Below are 20,965 nucleotides of genomic sequence, written 5' to 3'. Positions count from 1 at the left end.
TCGATTCATTTTGGTTACAAAAGCAATAAAATCAAGCATTAGTAAAACCAATGGAACTTACCCTGACACGGATTTCCACTGGTTTTTAGGATCTTTATCAGACTAACTTCCACTTGGATTAACGGTGGAAGTTAGTTTGGGAATTTACCTCTGACTCTATTTGCTATTTTGGACATCAAAAAAGAGGGGATTCCCCTCCTTACGAATTTAATTCTGCCAAGTCATCTAGATACTGGTTGTTAATGACCGCCAAGATATAGGCATCTGCCTTCAAGAGATCATTAGGGCCAAACTGGACATCCAAGGGTGAATTTTCTTGTTCACGAAATCCAAGGACATTGAGGTTATATTTGCCACGTAGATCCAGCTGACTCAGGCTTTGACCTGCCCAAACACTCGGAATTTTCATCTCCACGATAGAGACATTTTTGTCCAGCTGAAAGACATCGACATTATTATGAAAGAGAATGGTCTGCGCTAGAGACTGCCCCATTTCATACTCAGGTGAAATCACCGAGTCAGCACCGATTTTTTCTAGCACCTTCTTAGCTGTCTGGCTTTTGACCTTGGCAATAACCCTTGGTACCCCCAAACTCTTACAGTGCATAACCGCAAGCACACTCGACTCCAGATTTTCACCTGTCGCCACCACAACCGTATCACAGGTATCAATTCCTGCGGTTCTGAGGAGTTCCTCATCTGTGATATCGCCAACAACTCCACGCGCCAAAACAGGCTCAAATTGATTGATGTGCTCTGCGTGGTCATCAATGGCAATGATATTCATATCTTGCTTGGCGAGGGCAGTCAGGACACTACTCCCGAAAATCCCCAAGCCTAAAATTCCAATCGTACGATCTGACATCGTTCTTCCTTTCTTATCCAATACTAATATCTGCTTTCATATACTGAATCAAATCTTTCTTATCAGGCTGGTAATCCGCTAGACTAACCAGCAAGGTCAAGGGACCAATACGGCCGATAAACATGAGCACCATGACAATGCTAAGAGCTAGCTTACCCAATTCTGGCGTCAGATTTGCCGTTACCCCAACTGTCGCAAGAGCTGAAATGGTCTCAAACATGAGGTAGATAAATCGCGGTGTTCCTTCTGCTGTAATTCCCAACAACATCAAGCCTAACAGGAATGTCATCAAAAAGATAATGAAGACACTAAAGGATTTTTGGACTGTTCGAGCCTCAATGGTTCTCTGCGCAACATTAGCATGAGGTAAGCCCAGCAATTCACTACGCGCAAAAACCAACAAGACAAAGAAAGTCGTAATCTTGAGACCCCCAGCCGTCCCTCCAGGCGACCCTCCGAGAAACATCTGTAGGATATAGATAAACAGGGTCACAGGCCGAGCTTGGGTGTAGTCAATAGAGGCAAAGCCAGCCGTTCTCATGCTAACGGTTTGGAAAAAGCTAACCAACACTTTCTCTGGAACGCTGAGATTGCCAATGGTTCCTGGATTGTGCCACTCCGTAAAGAGTGTGGATACTGTCCCAAACAGCAAAATCCCTGCGGTCAAGAAGAGGACCAGTTTGGTGTGGAAACGCAGACGGCGTTTTTTCTTCTTGTCAAACTGAGTTGCCAAGTCAAACCAAACCATAAAGCCAAGACCACCTGTGATAATCAAGCCAGCAATGACCAGATTAATCAAGAGATCCGTCTGAAAAGTCACTAAACTGCTACTGCCAAAATTATCAAAACCAGCATTACAGAAGGCTGAAATGGCTAAAAAGATGGAGGTGAAAATGCCTCGTCCCCAGCCGAACTCAGGAATAAAACGAAAACTTAGCAGGAAGGCACCCAAGCCCTCCACCAGAAAAGTCGTCAAAAAGATGGAGCGCATAAAAGACTTCAAAGACTTACTTTCCCCATAACTAAAACTCTCCTGAATGGTTTCACGACTACGCAGACTAAGCTTTTGCTTGCCTTGGATATAAAAGACCCCGATAAAGGTCATGAGACCTAGACCACCAATCTGTATCAAGAGCATACAAATCAACTGACCCCAGACATTATAGGTCGTAGCCACTGGTTGCGTAAAAAGGCCGGTTACACAGACCATGGACACCGTCGTAAAAAGATGGTCAAAATAAGTGGCCTGAGAACCATTTGCCTGAACAAAAGGCAAACTCAAAAGAAGAGAGCCTATAAAAATAACTCCAGCGAAACTTAAAAAAATCCGACGAGCTGGCGAAAGTCCACCCAAGGCCCTTTCAAGTTTTTTCACAAATAATTTGAATAACATACATCCATTGTACCATAAAAAATAGGAGAGTAGCTATATCTGAAAGGCTATCTCAAGGCAGAGTTCCAAGGCCTTATCAAAAGCTTCCGAGCCCCAGTCACGACTATCGTACTGGTCCAAATCAGCTAGTGAATCTGCTGTGAACAACAATTCACCCCAGAGAACCCCACGCAATTGGGCTACTGCCGCAAGCGCAGAACACTCCATCTCCACAACAGCACAACCTTCTTCCTTACGATAACCCACCTTTTCAGCCGTTTCTCGGTAAAAACCGTCTGTCGTCCAGGTCATGACTTCTTCATAGGGAATCCCTCTGACTTCCAAAACTCGCTCAATAGCAGCAATAGCCTCTGGCTGAATTTCCATATAACGAGAAGGTGCCACATAGTGATAACTAGCTCCTTCATCTCGCAGAGCCCGAACAGGGACTAGAAAGGCATTTTCCTCTATATCAGCCAGCACACCACAGGTACCGGTGGAAATAATCTGCTCCACACCATAGCCAATCAACCAATCCATAAACTGGGCTGCTGAAGCTGAACCGACAGGAGCCTGAGCCAGACAGATCTCCTTGCCCTTGTAGTTGATGACGTAGACTGGATAGGTCTTGGTGGCAGAAACAAATTCACCGACACAGTTCGCCCCTACTTCCCTCGCATAGCAGTCAATCTCCTCACCTAAAAAAGCATAGACACACTTCTTTGGCAGGTGCAAGTCCAGCCCCTCGTGATTGGGCATGATGACCGCCTGAGGATTGTCATCAAACTCTAAAATGGGAATCGCATGTTTCTGAATCATAACCCACCTCCTCTGATTTTGTACTATTGTATCAAAAGCAGACGGAGTGTCAAGGAGGAAGCTGAGGAACTGAGGAAAAAAACAATACAATCGCAACCAATCTCCACCAAGTCAAAACAACTTGCTTGACAAAAGCTTGACTTCATGGTTTAATATACCCCATAAGGGTATGTTTGGAGGTGCCTATGTTTCACTTATTTACAAAAATTGACAGTATTTCTACCAGCGAGTTAGAAGCTAAACTCAAGGAACCAATTCAGCTACTAGATGTTCGGACGCCAATGGAATTTCGTAGAGGTCATATCAAAAATTCCAAGAATGTTCCTCTGACCGAAATTGGTTCCTACACACCAACAACAAAAGAAACACTTTATGTCATTTGTCATTCTGGTGTGCGTAGTAAGATGGCTGCTAAAAAGCTAAAGAAAAAAGGCTACGATGTCATCAATGTCCGAAGCGGTATGAGCGCTTGGACAGGAAAAATCATCTAGAAGCATAAAGGAGAAAATCAATGAAAATTATCATTGTTGGGGGAGTTGCAGGCGGAATGTCAGCAGCAACCCGCCTCAGACGTCTCATGGAAGACGCTGAAATCACTATTTTTGAGAAAGGTCCCTTTGTTTCCTTTGCAAACTGCGGGCTTCCTTACTATGTTTCAGGAGAAATTGCAAACCATGATAGTTTATTGGTCCAAACTCCTGAAAGTCTCAAGGCACGCTTTAATCTGGATGTTCGTCCTTTCCATGAGGTCATCAGCATTTCGCCAGAAGAACACACTGTGACGGTACGTCATGATGGGAAGGAATTCACAGAAAGCTACGACAAGCTGATCCTCTCCCCAGGAGCTAAACCATTTGTTCCTACCATTGAAGGCTTGGCAGAAGCTAAGAATGCCTACACGCTCCGCAATGTTCCCGATCTCGATGAAATTATGGCAGCCTTGGACAATTATCCAAAAGAAGCTGTCATTATCGGTGCAGGCTTTATCGGGCTTGAAATGGCTGAAAATCTGGCGAAACGTGGATTGCAAGTTACTATTGTTGAGAAAGCACCCCATGTCTTACCATCATTAGATCAAGAAATGGCAGCCTTTATCCAAGCAGAATTGGTTAAAAATGGCGTTCGCGTTATCACTTCTCAGTCTGCGACTCGATTTGAAGACCAAGGAAAAGTCATCGTTCTCGAAAACGGTCAAAAGATCACCTCTGACCTCACCATCCTTTCTGTCGGTGTTGAACCTGAAAACGGACTGGCCAAAACTGCGAGTATTGAACTGGGACTTAGAGGTGGGATTCTGGTCGATGAACATTATGAAACCAGTCAAAAAGATATTTTTGCAGTTGGGGATGCCATCATCGTCAAGCAAGAGATTACAGGCCAAGATGCTCTCATCTCTCTCGCTTCTCCTGCCAATCGTCAGGGACGCCAAGTGGCAGACGTCATCGCAGGACTAGAACGTACAAACAAGGGAAATATCGGCACTGCTATCATTCGTGCCTTTGATATGACAGCTGCTTCAACTGGTCTCAGCGAGCGTATCCTTAGCATGAATCAACTTCCTTACAAAGTCCTTCATATCAGTGGGAAAGACCACGCTGGTTATTATCCAGGCGCTACTGATATGACATTGAAGCTCCTCTTTGACCCAACCACTGGAAAAATCTACGGTGCCCAAGGAGTCGGGAAGAAAGGCGTTGACAAACGAATAGATATCCTGTCAACTGCTCTCAAGGGAAATCTCACCGTCTTTGACTTGCCAGAATTGGAGTTCACCTATGCGCCACCATTTGGCTCGGCCAAGGATCCCGTCAATATGCTGGGCTACGCAGCCTTGAATCTTATAGAAGGTCTCAGCGACAATGTTCAATGGTACCAGCTCGAAGACGAACTGGCTAAAGGTAAGAAATTTCTAGATGTACGGACAAGTGGTGAATTCCAAAGTGGTAGACTCAAAGTCGACACCATCCACATTCCCCTAAACGAACTACGGGAACGCTTGGACGAACTGGACAAGAACCAAGCCTACATCGTTAGCTGCCACAGTGGTTTGCGTAGCTATATCGCAGAGCGTATCCTCAAACAAGCAGGATTTACCGTCCAAAACCTTGACGGCGCTTATTCACTATACAAAATGGCTAAGCCAGAAGGAGTAGAATATGGAAACTAGTATCAGTATGGCTGACTTTTATGAAAAATATAAAAATGAAAATTTAGAGCTTATCGATGTCCGTGAAGCACATGAATTCCAAGCAGGACATGCACCAGGTGCCAAAAATCTTCCGTTAAGTACCTTGGAACAAGGATACAAAGAACTCAAACCTGACCATGAATACCATGTCATCTGTCAAGGTGGAGTGCGTTCTGCCTCTGCCTGCCAATTTCTCAGCGCCAAAGGCCTCACCGTTATCAATGTAGAAAGTGGTATGAATGCTTGGCCTAGGCAAGTAGAATAATCAAGAGGAGCTGGGCAAAAACTCAATTTCAGGAGAAAGTGAAGTAAATTTCTCCACAATAAAACACATACTATCAAGGTTTTTCAACACCTGATTGAACTGCACCCCAAAAGTTAGACAGAAAAAATCTAACTTTTGGGGTATTTTTATTATGAAATTAACTTATGATGATAAAGTTCAGATCTATGAACTTAGAAAACAAGGATATAGCTTGGAGAAGCTTTCAAATAAATTTGGGATAAACAATTCTAATATTAGGTACATGATTAAATTGATTGATCGTTACGGAATAGAGTTCGTCAAAAAAGGAAAAAATCGTTACTATTCTCCTGATTTAAAACAAGAAATGATTGATAAAGTCATACATGAAGGCTGGACTAAAGATAGAGTTTCTCTTGAATACGGCCTCCCAAGTCGTACGATACTTCTTAATTGGCTAGCACAATACAAGAAAAACGGGTATACTGGGTATACTATTGTTGAGAAAACAAGAGGGAGAGTACCTAAAATGGGACGTAAGCCAAAAAAGAGACCTGAAGAGAGGACAGAATTAGAACGTCTTCAAGCAGAAAATGAGTACCTGAGAGCGGAGAATGCCATTCTAAAAAAGTTAAGAGAACTCCGATTGAAGGAGGAAAAAGAGAAAGAAGAAAGACAGAAATTGTTCAAGAATTAATGACTGAGTTTTCGTTAGATATTCTTCTAAAAGCCATTAAACTAGCTCGTTCGACCTACTACTATCACTTGAAACAGCTAGATAAACCAGATAAGGACCAAGAGCTTAAAGCCGAAATTCAATCCATCTTTATCGAACACAAGGGAAATTATGGTTATCGTCGGATTCATTTAGAACTAAGAAATCGTGGTTATCTGGTAAATCATAAAAGAGTTCAACGCTTGATGAAAGTACTCAATTTACAAGCTAAAATACGACAGAAACGAAAATATTCTTCTCATAAAGGAGACGTTGGCAAGAAGGCAGATAACCTTATTCAACGCCAATTTGAAGGCTCTAAAACAATGGAAAAGTGCTACACAGATGTGACAGAATTTGCCATTCCAGCAAGTACTCGAAAGCTTTATTTATCACCAGTTTTAGATGGCTTTAATAGCGAAATTATCGCCTATAATCTTTCAACTTCACCCAACTTAGAACAAGTAAAAACAATGTTGGAACAGGCATTCACAGAGAAGCACTACGAGAATACGATTCTCCATAGTGACCAAGGCTGGCAATATCAACACGATTCTTATCATCAGTTTCTAGAGAGTAAGGGAATTCAAGCATCCATGTCACGTAAAGGTAACAGCCCAGACAACGGTATGATGGAGTCCTTCTTTGGCATTCTGAAATCGGAGATGTTTTATGGTTATGAGAAGTCATTTCAGTCGCTTAAGCAATTGGAACAAGCCATTGTAGACTATATTGATTACTACAACAATAAACGAATTAAGGTAAAACTAAAAGGACTTAGCCCTGTGCAATACAGAACTAAATCCTTCAGATAAATTAATTGTCTAACTTTTTGGGGTCAGTACAGATAGTATGCGTTTTTTTAATTTTAAAGATTTTTTACAACTTCTTTTGACTCACATTAAACTATTCTAATAGTAAATAGACTTTTGCAACTCTCCTCTCTTTATTTCTGTTTAATTAAATATCGGATAGCCTTTTCTAGGCGTTCCTTTTGAGCTTCAGGATCATCTAGCGGCTGATTGATACATTCAGTAAGGTTTTCGGTAATTATCATCTCAATCACGCGCTCTACACTAGATTTCACTGCTGTCAATTGCGTCACAATATCAGCACAGGCACGATCTTCTTCAATCATCTTTTGAATCCCACGCAACTGACCCTCTGAACGTTTCAAACGAGTAATATACTTTGAGTTTGTCATTTCTTTTTCCTTGCTCGATTTTTCTTCATTATATCTCTAATCAGCTCCTTTGTCAAAATTCTCGCCCATCCGTCTCACGCAGTTCTGTTACCACAGACTTTTCAAAAGGTAAACTAGCCATGCTGATAACTTGATAGAAATTCCTAGTTTTATCTATCTAAGCGAACACGAGTCACAATTCCATCTGTGTCTGTGATTTCCAACTGGCTCGATGTCAACCACTTGATTGGTGCATCAACTTCTTGTGCTCGCTGCGCAATCGTTAACAGTTCTTCTTTATGTGCGACTTCAATAACATAATAGGCCAAGCCTGGCAAGCCTTGCTTACGCGGAACTAGGCCTTTTCCTCCTCATTCGTTGACTGCTAAATGATGATGGTAGTCTCCAGCTGCAATCCAACTAGCGCTAGGTACACTGAATTTATCCTCTAGCCCTAACACCTTTTGATAAAACTGGCTAGACTTTCGACTATCCTTGACAGACAAATGGATATGCCCCATTCTCGTACCATCTGCTAGGATAAAAGGCTCTACTCTTTCCCCCAACTCATAGATATCCTGCGCCGCAAGAGCCTCTGTCACCCCAATAATGCGTCCATCTTCTCGAATATCCCATGTGGAAACCGGCTTATCTCGATAGAGTTCAATGCCATTTCCCTCTAAATCCTCCAAGTAAAGGGCCTCACTGTAACCATGGTCTGCACCGCCCACAAGAGGAATCTGTAAATCTGTCAGGTGTTTCAAGACATCAGCCAAAGCCTTTCGTGTCGGCAAGAGAATAGCCAGATGGTAAAGACCATAATGTTCCCTTACTTCTCCACTCTCTTGTGCTTGAATCAGCTGTACCAAGGCTTTTCCACCAAGTCCTAGAATGGACTCTGTCTCAGTTTGAGATAAGATTTCTAAACCAATAACTTGCTGATAAAAGGCTGTTTGACTTGCCAAATCCTTTACATTTAAAACTGTCTCTGCCAAATAAATGTGGCTCTTGTATTCATAGGTCATAAATAGTCCTCTTTTCTGTTGTAATAATTTTTATTACAACTATTACATCATTCCCATCAAGAAAGTCAAGTCAGACAACTCAAGAGATGCTGAGTAATAACATCATTTCAGAATAGGAGAAAGTATAGTAGATTGAAATAGAATATGAACAAGTTGATTGAGAAATTCAAACTGATTTTTCATAATATTTTATAAACTTATTTGTCCTGCTATTGATTCAACGAACTATAAATCTTTCCATAATAAAACACATATTATCAAACTTTCAGCACCCGACAATATGTGTTTTTCTAAATTTAAAGACTTTTTCCTAGCTTTCTTTACTTCACAACAAGCTCATAACGTGTCTTACTGGTGAAGGTTTGACCGGCTTTGAGAATGACTTGGTCTTTGAGGTCACTGTGAATAGCATCTGGTAAAGCTTGCGCTTCAAGGGCAATCCCATTGTGCTGTACCATTGGCCGACCTCCTATGATGACACTTTCATCCACAAAGTTTGCTGTGTAGACCACAAAGCAAGGGGCCTCTGTCTTGAAAAGCAGGAAGCGACCTGAATTTTGGTCATAAAGGAATCCAGCATTGTCATGACCTTCAGGAAGGGCAAATGGATGATCCAAACCAGATACCAGCTGGATTTGCTCATCTTCTTCTGCAAAGATATCCTTCAACAAGGCACCATTGTAGATGTGTTTAACCACATCACGAGTAGCATCTGGAGTTTTGGCCGGAACACCGTCGGGAGCGATTGGGTAAATACCCTCTGTGTTTAGTTGGAAGACATGGCGGTCAATTGTCTGCGTGAAATCACCAGACAAGTTGAAATAGCTGTGGTTAGTTGGATTGACCAGCGTATCCTGATCTGTTGTTACCTTGTAGCTGATTTCATAGGCACCAGTTTCTTCCAAGTGATAACTGATCCAAATCTTGAGATTTCCAGGAAATCCTCCTGTCCCATCTGTACGCTCTGTATAGAGGGTCAGACCATGGTCGCTCACTTTAACTAGTTCAAACAAGCTGGAATCCCAACCAGTTGAACCACTATGGTTACAATTGCTAGCATTGTTGACTTCAAGGTCATAGGTCTTGCTATTTAATTCAAAGGTCGCACCTGCAATACGTCCCGCCACAGGACCTACGCTAGCTCCATGCTTGGGACTATTGCCTACATAGCTATCAAAATCATCAAATCCCAAGATAACATTGGCAAAATTTCCAGCCTTGTCAGGCGTGACATAACGCAAGATAGTCGCACCATAAGTCATGACTTCAAGCTGGTAGCCACCGTCCGTCTCAAAACGATAGGCCAAGACATCCTTGCCCTCAACATTTCCAAATACACGCTCTGTGTATGCTTTCATTCTGTTCTCCTTTTACTATTTCTCTCAAGTAAACAAACCATAGAAAGCGAATTTACAATCTATGGTTTATCTGATAATTCACAAATCCTCTTGTCAAGAATTCATAAATACTGTCTTACTTTTGATATTCGTGGATGATAACACCTTGTACCACACGGTTTACGGTACCTGTAGAAGACGGTGTATCAGGTTTATTTTCTACCTTGAGTGAAGTCAATAGGGCAAAGAGTTGGGCATAAACGATGTAAGGGAAGACACGGTAAATATCATTCAAGACACCGCCACAACCAAGGGCCACTTCTTTGACATTTTCAAGACCAAAAGCTTGATCACTCAAAAGCACAACACGGCGAGCAATCTGATCACCAGCAACTTCACGAACCAAGTCCAAGTCGTACTTGCGAGTGTAGTCTATTGTTGTACCAAAGACCAAAACAACTGTATCTTCGTTGATAAGAGATTTTGGACCGTGACGGAAGCCGACTGGACTTTCATACATGGTCGCAACTTGGCCAGCTGTCAATTCCAAAATTTTGAGCTGAGCTTCATGAGCAAGTCCAAAGAAAGGACCAGCGCCTAGATAGATGACACGGTTAAAGTCTAGGTCAACAAGCTCTTTGACATCTTCTGCATTGTCTAGGACTTTACGAGCAAGACTAGACACAACTTCAAAACGTTCAGCTTTCACAGCAAATTCTGTAGGATCAAAGACCAAGAGAGCAGTCAACATCATAGACGTAAAGCTGGAAGTCATGGCAAAGCCAGCGTCATTTGAAGCATCAGGTTGCAAGAGCAAAAGATTGCGGTCATCTCCATGAGCTTGAAGAGCTAACTTACCGTCCGCTGCACAAGTAATCGTCACTTGGTAAAGCTCATCCACCAAGGCTTTGGCCAAATCAACAGTTGCCACACTTTCAGGTGAATTTCCACTACGAGCAAAAGATACAAGGACAGTTACCACATCTTTTTTCAAATAAGTTTCTGGATTGGCAACAATATCTGTGGTCGCAATAGCATTGAAATTCCATTTGCGTTCGTCATAGACTTCCTTAAAGTAAGGTACCAAGGTATCTCCCACATAAGCAGAAGTCCCAGCACCTGTCAAGATGACCTTGATATAGTCATGTTTATCAGCAATCCCTTGTAGGAAGGCTGCAATTTCTTCACGTTTTGCTTGATAAGATTCAAAAGCTTCTCTCCATACATCTGGTTGTTGGTAGATTTCACGTGTAGTGATTTCTGCACCCAATTCGAGCAAGTCTTCTTTTGTATAATGTAGCATTGAGTTCCTCTTTTTCTATTAAATATGGGAATGGGAGTAAGCCCCATTCCCATGTATATTCTATATAAAATGCTCTAACGATTTTCACGTTGTCACATCTTATTCATCTTCGTCATCATCGAAGCCCGCTAACAGGTCATTGACTTTCACAATGCTTTCTGCAGCACGGCTCTTGTAGTCCGCATCTGCGCCTGTAAGGCTCGCATTGATAAATTCAATCACCATTGGAAGATTCATCCCTGCATAAAGTTCGATGTCACGACCTTCCATGATCAAACGGCTTACCACGTTACATGGTGTTCCACCGAGAAGATCCGCAAAAACTAGGAAATCATCTAATCCTTCAATAGCAGCTTCAAATTTTGCAGTAAATTCTTCTGGGCCATCTTCTGGAAGAAGAGCCACTGCATGAATGTTGTCTTGTGGACCCATGATCATTTCAGTGCTACCTTTAAGTTCTTCACAGAAGCGACCATGACTCACCAAAATTAATGATTTAGCCATAAATTATGCGCCCATTCCAAGTACAAATTTACCAAAGGCAGAAAGAGCCAAAGCAAGTACGATAATAATACCGATAGCTTTAGTAGAGTTCATACCTTTCTTACCAAGCAACCAGAAGATAAAGGCAGTAAAGATTGCTGGAAGCAAGCGTGGGAAGATTTGGTTCAAGATGTCTTGGAAGTCAATCATCTTCTCACCGATTGCCCATTTGTAAGAAATTTCAAAGTTGATCATTGTTGCTACAAGAGCACCCATCATGAAGACACCAAGTACAGATGCCGCGTCAATCAAAGCTGTCAAAGTACTTTGCATGTTGTTGATAAGGTTAACCCCTTCTTTGTAGGCAAATTCCAACTGTTTCCAACGGAAGATATCATACGCTACTGCAACTGCAATCCAAAGGAAGATACCCCAAGGTTGACCACCGATAGCCATAGTTGCTGCGATAGATCCCATGATAGCAGGTACAAGTGAACCAAAGATTGTATCTCCAAGAGGAGCGAATGGTCCCATCAAACCTGTCTTGATACCATTAACGGCATCTTTTGAACCTACACCATCTTTTTCTTCCATGGCAAGGTCAAAACCAGCGATAATGGTATGGAAGAATGGTGAAGTATTGAAGAATTGAGTATGAACTTTCATCATTTCTTTCAATTCAGGAGTTCCATCCCCATACATTTTACGCAATTGAGGCAAGATCATGTAAAGGTAACCAGAAGCTTGCATACGTTCGTAGTTCCAACCCAATTGGAAAGTAAACAAGCTACGTTTGTTGATTTGGTTAAAATCTTCTTTTGTAAGTTTGTAATTAGAATTCGTCATCTTCGATTTCCCCACTTTCTGATGGTGTAGAAGGTGCTGCTACAGCTACTTTTTGGCTATTTTTGAAGTGAAGCACTGCAAGGAAGATACCTACGATAGAGATACCAATCATAGACAAACCTTTGAAGTTGTTCACGAAACCAATTTTTTCAGCAACATCTTTCGGTAGAGTGCCTACGATACCAGCAACAGCGCCACCAAGACCAGTTACATATGAGTAAAGAACAGTCAACATAGCTGTCAAACCAAATCCCATAGCAAGGTAGTGAAGGTTACGTTTAACTGGAAGGTAACGAAGCAAGATTGCAAATCCAAGACCTGGAAGCATACGTCCTGCGAGTGTCAAACCATCTGCAACCCATTGGTATTTTGTAACGAAATCTACTACGTGTTGTACAAATTCACCACCAAAAGCAAGCGCAAAGAAGACTGGAAGGGCACGAGATAAAGCCCAAGGAATCGCACCAAGCAAGTAGTTGCGTTCAATACCTTTATAGTCAAAGCGTTCGATTGCAGCATCCACACGGTGAGCAAAGAAAGTAGTTGTCATACGTCCAAGAACGTCGAAGTATGTCAAGAGAGTTGCTACTGGCACAGCAATTGTTGTAATCGCAAGTGCTGTATCAATTCCTTGTGAAACAGAGAAGGCTGTCGCAAGAACCGCACCAGAAGTTGCGTCGATACGAGAAGCACCACCGAAGGTACCAACCCCAAGAACGAATAGCTGCAAGTTCCCACCGATAAGTAGACCAGTAGTCACATCTCCCATGATTAAACCAGTAATGAAACCAGCAAATACAGGGGAACCTGCAGATGAAACGATCGTCAACTCATCACAGATTTGATAAGCTGAGTACAAAGTGAGAAGTAAAATTTGCCACCATTGTATCATAACAATGACCTCCTAAAAATTTTTTCCTATTTTAATAAGCTCAAAAAGTCTGAAACTGGATCATTTGGAACCATTTGAGCAGTTAATTTAACACCTTTTTCTGCTAGTTTGTGGAAATCTTCCACATCCTTGTCTACTACGTTGATAGAACGTGTGATAGAACGAGTTTCTGGTGTTTGAGACATATTCCCAACATTAAGGGTTTCAAGTGGTACACCTGCTTCTACCAAACCAAGGAAGCGGTCTGGTTTACGAGCCACGATAAAGAGACGTTGGCTATCATATTTACCAGCAAGAATATTGGCTGCCGCTTTTTCAATTGGCAAAATACTCAATTTCACACCTGGTGGTGTCGCAAGTTTCAAACCACTCTTTTCAACATCGTTGTTGACAACTTCGTCGTCTACAACCATAATACGTGAAACATTTAGTTTCCCAGCCCAAAGATTGGCTACTTGTCCGTGGATTAAACGTCCATCGATACGGCATCCTACAATTGTCATAAATTTTCCCCCTTTATATGTTTTAGTGTAGGTTTACGAGTTAAATGAATCTCTTCTTTATATTCACCCTCTGTCTCAAAGATAATGATGCGGTTGGCACCTTCCTTAAGATAACTATGAGGGATATAAAGCGAGAGGGTAGGGCCGACGTTCCAAAAACGTCCTAGATTCTGCCCATTGACAAAGGCAACTCCCTTACCAAACTCAGACAAGTCTAGGTAAGTATCTTTTGGCTCTTCGACTGTAAAATCATAAGCGTAAAAGGCTGGTTGTCCTTCTGTCCATCCTTTTGAAAAATCAATTTTCTCAGGATTATCTAGTGGAAGTGGATAGTGTTTCCAGTTTAGTAAGAAGTGCAAATCCTTACAAACCCCTGTCCGAATTCCCTTGCGTTGCGTATCTGCTAAGAACTTATGTCCATAGTTGACACGCCCCATATTTTCTACCAAGATATCCAATCTAGACAGCGCTTTCTTTTCACCTTGATAAAAAATATCTTCCCCAATCTCTGTCTGATATTGGGTTTCAACCCACTGACCATCGACATAAAGCTGAGCTCTATCTCGACCATCAATGATACGAAGTCTTTCTTCTTCTGCATCCCAGTTTGTTTCTGTTCGATAAAGTAGGTAGCCATAACTTTGTCCCAATTCCTCCATCTTTTTAGGATAGAGACTTTCTACAGGACTTGACAGACTATCCAAGGTTTCAAACAAGGAAACTTTTTCAACTAGTGGAATAGCATCCAACTCCATACTCTCTTTGTATAATGGTTCTAACTGCGGATACTCTGGGAAATGTGTCGCCATCATCTTCTTGACTGCTAGATATTTAGCAGTTGGATTTCCTTCTTCATCTAGAAGGGCATCGTAATCATAAGATGTAACTTGTGGCAAGTCCAGGGTCCCTCGAGCTGAGCAACCATTCATGAAGCCAAAGTTTGTACCACCGTGGAACATGTAGAGATTGATGGAGCCTTGTTCCAAAACCTCTCGAACTGCATCTGCCAATTCTTTTGGATCCCGTGTGATAATCGGTTCCTTCCAACGATTGAACCAGCCATCCCAGAACTCCATACACATGAGCGGCCATTTCTTACCATGCTCATCAAAGAATTCCCGCATCTGTGAAAAGTTGTACGGAGCTTTAGAACCAAAATTCCCTGTTACAAAGAGATCATCTTCGATTAAGGTTCCAGCTTTCAGAGTAGCTCGCCATGGACCATCTGATGTAAAGAGGGGACAGGTTACGCCACGCTCTTCCATCAACTGTCGAATTGCTCTCAGATAAGCCTTATCTTCTCCATAAGAGCCATACTCATTTTCAACCTGCATCATGAGGATATTGCCACCATTGTCCAACAAATGTGGAACCAATCGTGCCAAGAGCTGGTCATAGTAGCGACCGACAGCCTCAATATAGGCTGGATCTGATGAACGAATCCTCATGTCTTTTGTTAAGAGCCAAGCTGGTAAACCTCCGAATTCCCATTCCGCACAGATGAAGGGTGACGGACGAACGATAGCGTAGAGACCCAAATCTTGCGCTGTCTGGAGAAATCGCTCCAAATCCAGAGCTCCTTCAAAGTGAAACTCACCCTCACGAGGCTCGTGTAAATTCCAAGCAACATAAGTCTCTACCGTATTAAAGCCAAGGGCTTTCAAGTTGTAGAGTGAATGATACCAATCTTCTGGAGGAATCCTAAAATAATGAATGGCTCCGGACAAAATCTTGAACGGTTTCCCATCTAAATAGAAATCGTCTCGTATCTCAAATCGTGTCATATTCTTACTTTTTGACATTTTAAGTTTACGCTTTCATTTGTTGATATATTGAATATAACTCAATATATCACATTTGTCAATAGCTTTTCACAATTTTTTTCATTTTTCCCCAACTTTTACACAAAAAACTTATAAAGATATAGAATTTACAGACATATAGCTTCAAACAGGTAGCATGTATAAAAATGTATAAAATCTCCTATTTTTTATGTAAATTAACCTTATAGCCTATTATTCTAATTTTTTTATTCAAAAGACTACTATTCTTTCCGGTTTTATGGTAAAATCTTTAACGGAGAAGGAAAATCGAGGTGAAATTATGGCAATTCCAAAGTATCAATATATAAAAGATGAATTAAAGAACAAAATCATTTCTGGCCAATTCGCTAGTGGAGATAAATTTTACACTGAAGCTGAATTGATCGCTATGTATGATGTAAGTTCTATCACAGTTGTCCGCGCCTTAAACGACCTTGCCAAAGATGGCTATATTGTCCGCCAACAAGGAAAGGGTACATTCGTTTCACGCGCACGCAAACACAAACTCGTAGAGTTTTCTGATGTAGAAGTTTTTGAAACTAAAGATGATAAAGTGACCGTCCTTTCTATTGAGCGTGGAAACAAACTAAGCTACTTAGAAAAACTTGGATTACGTGGTGACCAGTTCTACTATAAGATTGAGCGCGTACGTAAATCAAACGGTGTTGTATACATTTACCATACATCTTACATCCCAGAACAATACATCAACGCAAATTATCCAAACCTTGAATACTATAGCTCTATCTATAGCCGTTTCAAATTGGATTATCACATCCACATGAATGATGAACATTTTGAAGAAATCAATGAAATAGCATTTCCAACTCCAGAACATGCGGCTTCAGTCCTCGGAGTCGATGAACAATTCCCTAGCGTTTTACAAACCAAAACTACTAAATTAGAGTCTACTGGTCAGGTTCTCGCTTACAGCGAAACTTATAAACGAGCGGATTACTACAAAATCAAATTCATTTCATGTGACCGTGATCACTAAGAAGAAAGCCTGAGCCTAATCGCTTGGGCTTTTTTCTATGATTATTATATCCCATCAAAACTGTATTTTCTATATGTCAATGAAGATCGATTAAATTAGTTGAAATTTTACTAAAATATTGGGAATCTTTTTAGCAAAAAAGCTTTAATAAACAAGAAAAACCGAAGTTCTTCTACTCCAGTAAATAGAGTAATAGAACTTCGATTTTATTTTAATTATCCTAAACCAAGACGTTCAAAGATATCATCCACTCGTTTGGTGTAGTAAAGAGGGTTGAAAATTTCGTCAATTTCTTCTTGTGTGAGTCGTGATGTTACTTCTGGATCTGCTTCAAGAAGTGGTTTAAAATCTACTTGGTTGTCCCAAGAGTAGGCTGTTTTTGGTTGTACCAAGTCATAGGCTTGCTCACGGGTCATCCCTTTTTCAATCAAGGTCAACATAGCACGTTGGCTGAAAATCAAACCAAATGTAGAGTTCATGTTGCGGATCATGTTTTCTGGGAAGACCGTCAAGTTCTTGACGATATTTCCAAAACGGTTAAGCATGTAATCAATCAAAATGGTTGTATCTGGTGTGATGATACGCTCTGCTGATGAGTGTGAAATGTCACGTTCGTGCCAGAGAGCCACGTTTTCATAGGCTGTAATCATGTGACCACGAATAACACGCGCAAGACCAGTCATGTTTTCAGAACCGATAGGGTTGCGTTTGTGAGGCATTGCTGATGAACCTTTTTGCCCCTTAGCAAAGAACTCTTCCACTTCGCGTTGTTCAGATTTTTGTAGACCACGAATCTCAGTCGCCATACGTTCGATAGAAGTTGCGATGCTAGCAAGAACTGCAAAGTACTCAGCGTGAAGGTCACGAGGAAGGACCTGTGTAGATATTTCTTGAGCACGAATACCCAATTTGTCGCAGACGTATTGCTCAACGAATGGTGGGATATTGGCAAAGTTACCAACCGCACCAGAAATCTTACCAGCTTCCACACCAGCAGCCGCATGTTCGAAACGCTCGATGTTGCGCTTCATTTCGCTGTACCAAGTGGCTAATTTAAGTCCAAAGGTTGTAGGCTCAGCGTGCACACCGTGGGTACGCCCCATCATGATGGTAAATTTGTGCTCCTTGGCCTTATCAGCGATGATGTTGGTGAAATTTTCAAGGTCACGACGGATGATGTCGTTGGCTTGCTTGTAAAGGTAACCGTAGGCCGTATCCACTACGTCGGTAGAAGTCAAACCGTAGTGAACCCACTTGCGCTCTTCACCAAGAGTCTCAGAAACCGCACGCGTGAAAGCCACCACATCGTGGCGAGTCTCCTGCTCAATCTCCAAAATACGGTCGATGTCAAAGTCCGCCTTTTCACGAATCAAAGCTACATCTTCCTTAGGGATTTCCCCCAACTCAGCCCATGCCTCGTCAGCCAAGATTTCCACCTCAAGCCAAGCACGGTATTTATTTTCTTCACTCCAAATGTTCGCCATCTCAGAGCGAGAGTAACGGTTGATCATTGTTTTGCTCCTTAATTTTATCTAGCTAATAGTACTGATGAAATAACTCCACCTAAAGTTCCTGATATTATATCTTTAATAAACTGTTGATTGAAAAATGATGCATTTTCTTTAACAATTACAGTAAATTCAGATTCACTATTTTTTTCAGTTGCAGCAAGTAAGTCCTTTAAAATTTCGACAGATTGCTCAGACAGAACAGAAGCATTGTTAACAATCTGTTGAAGCTGTTTAGAAAGTTCCGACCACGGAAACTCAACATTCATATTAGATTTTTCTAAAATAGAATCTGTAACAATATTTGAGTTAACATTGTTGTCCCCATTAAGTGTGACATTATTACCTGAACCAAAATTATTTCCAACTACATTATCATTACCTGATACAGTTGTTTGAGACACTTCCTTTTCATAGATATTTTTACTGTCATAGTTCTCTATATTTTGATTTTTTATATCAATGTATATATTTTCCGCTTTGTTATCAAAAGATTCCGTAATAATATTAAAAACAGCATCTCTAAATTTAGCGTCTTCAAAATACAATAAATAGTTTTGACTCGACCCCAAATTAAATACTATATAATATTTTGACTTCAAATGATTTTGGTGTTTATTATAAACGTACCATGCATATAAACCAAATAATATAAATCCTAAAAATGGTGGGACTAATCCAATCATAAATAGAATTATCAGAATAAATACATCTAGTAGTCTAACTGGTGATTTAAACTCATTTTTGCTTAACATAGATAAATTTGTTATTTGGATGCTATTATTTCTAGTGATAATTGCATTATTTTTTATAGTTAAGCCATCAGTTTTAATCGTATATCCATTCTCAAAGCTCTTTAATAACTCAGGTATCATTGTGTTCTCCTTTAAATTGAATCTAAATTTAGTGATTGTTCATTCTAACATTTTTCTCTACAGCCCATTCCGCTGCTTTCTCGCGAATCAAAGCCACATCTTCCTTAGGGATTTCCCCCAACTCAGCCCATGCCTCGTCAGCCAAGATTTCCACCTCAAGCCAAGCACGGTATTTATTTTCTTCACTCCAAATGTTCGCCATCTCAGGGAGAGAGTAACGGTTGATCATGTTGTTTCTCCTTAAAATTAACTTTACTATTTTCTTCTTTTTTTATTTATTCTATTTTTTAATTTCCTTTGGAAATTATCCTTCACTTCATCATCTGACATTACTTTAGAAATTTCTTCGTTCTTTATCCAATAAATACTTGGTGTAATACCATAATTTATAAATTTCAACTTTCGAAATGTGTAAATAATTTCCAAAATATAAATTATCAAAGAAAAGTTGGCTAAACATATTTTAATAAAATCTACAATAGAATACTCTTCTTGTCGAACCCTTCCTTGATGGCGGTCTTCAAAAATAATTTTTTGATTATCATAATCAACTTGGGAGCTGAAGTGTTGGATTGCATTCCTGATTTTATTGTTTAAATTATTTACGGGTTTGCTAAATGGCTCTGAAACATCAAGATAAGCTTGTCCTGGATTGTACTGATTAACTTTATTAAATTTACTTGGTATGCTCTCTAGATTATTGTGATAACTTCGTCCATTGCAACAATTATCATAACCATTTCTTACAAAAATGTTATTCAATGCAATAACAAGGTTGATATTATCGAGAATCCATTCATAACTTGAAGCATAAAAATCATTTAACTTTTTATAGTTCGCTGCAGACACCCCACTACTAGCTTGATCTAAGCGATTATATCCATTAGAATTTAGCAAAGTAACTACGGGAATCATGATAGAGTAAATACTTGAAAACGTTTCAAGTATTTCAAAAGCTTTACGCTCAACCGTATCAAAACCGCTCTCAATATGATCTATATACCTAATAATTTCATCTCTATGTTCCTCAGAAGAATATATTTTTTTAGCTAAAGAAGTGTATTCTGCTAATATACCATTTCCAAGAATATTACTGATTCCTGAGGTTGTCAAAAACATCTGGTGTAAGACCATCGTCGCATCACTAACATTCTTTACTTCTCTAAACGGGGTTAAATGCTTATTTTCATCTAATAATTTCTTTAAATCACGATACAAATATTTTTCTTGTTTATTCCAAAACAAATTGAACAAACGAAGAATATTGTTAAATTTTCCTTCCGTAACAAAGTCTGCAAACTTCATTGCTTTAGAAATCTCTGTCACACCACCATACTCCGAGTCACTTTTCAATTTATCCAAACGCATTGCTTGGTTGAGGAATGGTGAGGACAATATTCCATCTATGACAGTCTCTTTTAAATATAGTTTATTTGTTGGAAATTCTGAGGAAACATCTAAACGCCAAATAGGTAATTTTGTATATTTTTGATAGTTAGGAGCTTCTTCATTTAGCTCTGTAGCGTTTTTTAAAATTAGTTCAAAAGGTTCAAATTTTACCTCACCACTAATCGGTGTTTTGCAGTCTTTACATTCAAATTGGAAAGTAGCAGGATATACTCCCATTTGAATACCTAACTCATAGCATTTTTCACACGTTATACATAAAATATGCTTTGGATAAATCATTTAACTTATCTCCCTTGATTTTCTATAAATTAAAACTACACCAACAGGCATCGAGAACCTGTCTTACACTCCAAACTCCTCTTTCCCTATCGCCACAGACGGATAGTGTCCAAGTTCATTCAAGTTGGTATCCAGTGGTAAGTCGTAGATTACGAGATAGTTGTTAGGAAATTGAGCTATAAGTTCTTGGTACTTTTCTTGAACTTTGTCGTGATCAGCACTTGCAAAAACAACTTCCACAACAGCATTTTCCTTACTATCTTCTACAAATGCATTAACAATGATTTGAATCATAAAA

Annotated in this window: 20 protein-coding genes and 2 pseudogenes; 5 read left to right on the top strand and 17 right to left on the bottom strand. The window is 40.3% G+C overall.

The window, feature by feature from the left end; all coding sequences use genetic code 11:
• Positions 1-199: 199 nt before the first annotated feature.
• The 3 genes from CYK16_RS09685 to CYK16_RS09675 are packed head-to-tail and all read right to left on the bottom strand — an operon-like array spanning position 200 to position 3,056.
• Positions 200-865 (bottom strand): potassium channel family protein, encoded by a 666-nt coding sequence (locus CYK16_RS09685; protein WP_001283905.1) that lies wholly within the window; start codon positions 863-865, stop codon positions 200-202.
• 13 nt (positions 866-878) lie between these two features.
• Positions 879-2,258: a TrkH family potassium uptake protein gene (locus tag CYK16_RS09680; protein ID WP_060805961.1), complete on the bottom strand. Its 1,380-nt coding sequence runs from the start codon at positions 2,256-2,258 to the stop codon at positions 879-881.
• 33 nt (positions 2,259-2,291) lie between these two features.
• On the bottom strand, positions 2,292-3,056 hold the full coding sequence (locus CYK16_RS09675) for a nucleoside phosphorylase (RefSeq protein WP_060805962.1): 765 nt from the start codon (positions 3,054-3,056) through the stop codon (positions 2,292-2,294).
• Between the two features lie 185 nt (positions 3,057-3,241).
• On the opposite strand from CYK16_RS09675, the gene CYK16_RS09670 reads away from it, so the two are divergent.
• The 4 genes from CYK16_RS09670 to CYK16_RS09655 all read left to right on the top strand — a co-directional run bounded on the left by CYK16_RS09670 (position 3,242) and on the right by CYK16_RS09655 (position 7,018).
• Positions 3,242-3,547, top strand: a complete 306-nt coding sequence (locus CYK16_RS09670; protein WP_060805963.1) for a rhodanese-like domain-containing protein — start codon at positions 3,242-3,244, stop codon at positions 3,545-3,547.
• 20 nt (positions 3,548-3,567) lie between these two features.
• Entirely contained in the window at positions 3,568-5,223 is a 1,656-nt protein-coding gene (locus tag CYK16_RS09665; protein WP_060805964.1) for an FAD-dependent oxidoreductase, read from the top strand.
• Complete coding sequence (locus CYK16_RS09660; protein ID WP_060805965.1) at positions 5,213-5,509, top strand: rhodanese-like domain-containing protein; 297 nt, start codon at positions 5,213-5,215, stop codon at positions 5,507-5,509. The genes CYK16_RS09665 and CYK16_RS09660 overlap by 11 nt, the downstream gene beginning before the upstream one ends.
• Before the next feature lie 151 nt (positions 5,510-5,660).
• A protein-coding gene (locus CYK16_RS09655; RefSeq protein WP_101776962.1) for an IS3 family transposase occupies positions 5,661-7,018 on the top strand; the annotation gives its coding sequence in 2 pieces (ribosomal slippage) (positions 5,661-6,111 and positions 6,111-7,018; 1,359 coding nt in all).
• Between the two features lie 131 nt (positions 7,019-7,149).
• Here the strand turns inward: CYK16_RS09655 and CYK16_RS09645 are convergent.
• From CYK16_RS09645 to CYK16_RS09605, 9 genes and pseudogenes are all read right to left on the bottom strand, one after another.
• Complete coding sequence (locus CYK16_RS09645; protein ID WP_060805161.1) at positions 7,150-7,407, bottom strand: metal-sensitive transcriptional regulator; 258 nt, start codon at positions 7,405-7,407, stop codon at positions 7,150-7,152.
• A gap of 149 nt (positions 7,408-7,556) precedes the next feature.
• A pseudogene (locus tag CYK16_RS09640) lies at positions 7,557-8,411 on the bottom strand (VOC family protein).
• A gap of 320 nt (positions 8,412-8,731) precedes the next feature.
• Complete coding sequence (locus CYK16_RS09635; RefSeq protein WP_060805160.1) at positions 8,732-9,769, bottom strand: aldose epimerase family protein; 1,038 nt, start codon at positions 9,767-9,769, stop codon at positions 8,732-8,734.
• A gap of 115 nt (positions 9,770-9,884) precedes the next feature.
• Entirely contained in the window at positions 9,885-11,051 is a 1,167-nt protein-coding gene (locus CYK16_RS09630; RefSeq protein ID WP_060805159.1) for an SIS domain-containing protein, read from the bottom strand.
• Between the two features lie 99 nt (positions 11,052-11,150).
• The gene (locus CYK16_RS09625) at positions 11,151-11,555 is read right to left on the bottom strand and encodes a PTS sugar transporter subunit IIA (protein WP_081093993.1); all 405 of its coding nucleotides are present in this window, start codon (positions 11,553-11,555) and stop codon (positions 11,151-11,153) included.
• A gap of 3 nt (positions 11,556-11,558) precedes the next feature.
• Positions 11,559-12,380, bottom strand: a complete 822-nt coding sequence (locus tag CYK16_RS09620; protein ID WP_000185294.1) for a PTS system mannose/fructose/sorbose family transporter subunit IID — start codon at positions 12,378-12,380, stop codon at positions 11,559-11,561.
• Complete coding sequence (locus CYK16_RS09615; RefSeq protein ID WP_000617019.1) at positions 12,367-13,272, bottom strand: PTS mannose/fructose/sorbose/N-acetylgalactosamine transporter subunit IIC; 906 nt, start codon at positions 13,270-13,272, stop codon at positions 12,367-12,369. Before CYK16_RS09615 ends, CYK16_RS09620 begins: the two co-directional genes overlap by 14 nt.
• 26 nt (positions 13,273-13,298) lie before the next feature.
• A complete protein-coding gene (locus tag CYK16_RS09610; RefSeq protein WP_000156974.1) occupies positions 13,299-13,775 on the bottom strand; it encodes a PTS sugar transporter subunit IIB in 477 nt (158 codons plus the stop codon).
• The gene (locus tag CYK16_RS09605) at positions 13,772-15,559 is read right to left on the bottom strand and encodes a glycoside hydrolase family 35 protein (protein ID WP_101776961.1); all 1,788 of its coding nucleotides are present in this window, start codon (positions 15,557-15,559) and stop codon (positions 13,772-13,774) included. Before CYK16_RS09605 ends, CYK16_RS09610 begins: the two co-directional genes overlap by 4 nt.
• 319 nt (positions 15,560-15,878) lie before the next feature.
• Between CYK16_RS09605 and CYK16_RS09600 the strand changes: the two genes are divergently transcribed.
• On the top strand, positions 15,879-16,595 hold the full coding sequence (locus tag CYK16_RS09600; protein ID WP_101776960.1) for a GntR family transcriptional regulator: 717 nt from the start codon (positions 15,879-15,881) through the stop codon (positions 16,593-16,595).
• Positions 16,596-16,810: 215 nt separating this feature from the next.
• Here the strand turns inward: CYK16_RS09600 and purB are convergent, their stop codons facing one another.
• From purB to CYK16_RS09575, 5 genes and pseudogenes are all read right to left on the bottom strand, one after another.
• Complete coding sequence (gene purB / locus CYK16_RS09595; protein ID WP_101776959.1) at positions 16,811-18,106, bottom strand: adenylosuccinate lyase; 1,296 nt, start codon at positions 18,104-18,106, stop codon at positions 16,811-16,813.
• 17 nt (positions 18,107-18,123) lie between these two features.
• Positions 18,124-18,978, bottom strand: coding sequence for a hypothetical protein (locus tag CYK16_RS09590; protein WP_101776958.1), 855 nt, complete (start codon positions 18,976-18,978; stop codon positions 18,124-18,126).
• Positions 18,979-19,051: 73 nt separating this feature from the next.
• A pseudogene (locus CYK16_RS09585) lies at positions 19,052-19,207 on the bottom strand (adenylosuccinate lyase); the annotation flags it as partial.
• 26 nt (positions 19,208-19,233) lie between these two features.
• The gene (locus CYK16_RS09580; protein ID WP_101776956.1) at positions 19,234-20,667 is read right to left on the bottom strand and encodes a hypothetical protein; all 1,434 of its coding nucleotides are present in this window, start codon (positions 20,665-20,667) and stop codon (positions 19,234-19,236) included.
• A gap of 63 nt (positions 20,668-20,730) precedes the next feature.
• Positions 20,731-20,961, bottom strand: a complete 231-nt coding sequence (locus tag CYK16_RS09575) for a hypothetical protein (protein WP_061603253.1) — start codon at positions 20,959-20,961, stop codon at positions 20,731-20,733.
• Positions 20,962-20,965 lie beyond the last annotated feature (4 nt).

It is taken from the genome of Streptococcus oralis subsp. dentisani (assembly GCF_002860905.1).
Classification (GTDB): Bacteria; Bacillota; Bacilli; order Lactobacillales; family Streptococcaceae; genus Streptococcus; species Streptococcus oralis_BA.
This window is presented reverse-complemented; position numbering and strand designations above follow the sequence as displayed.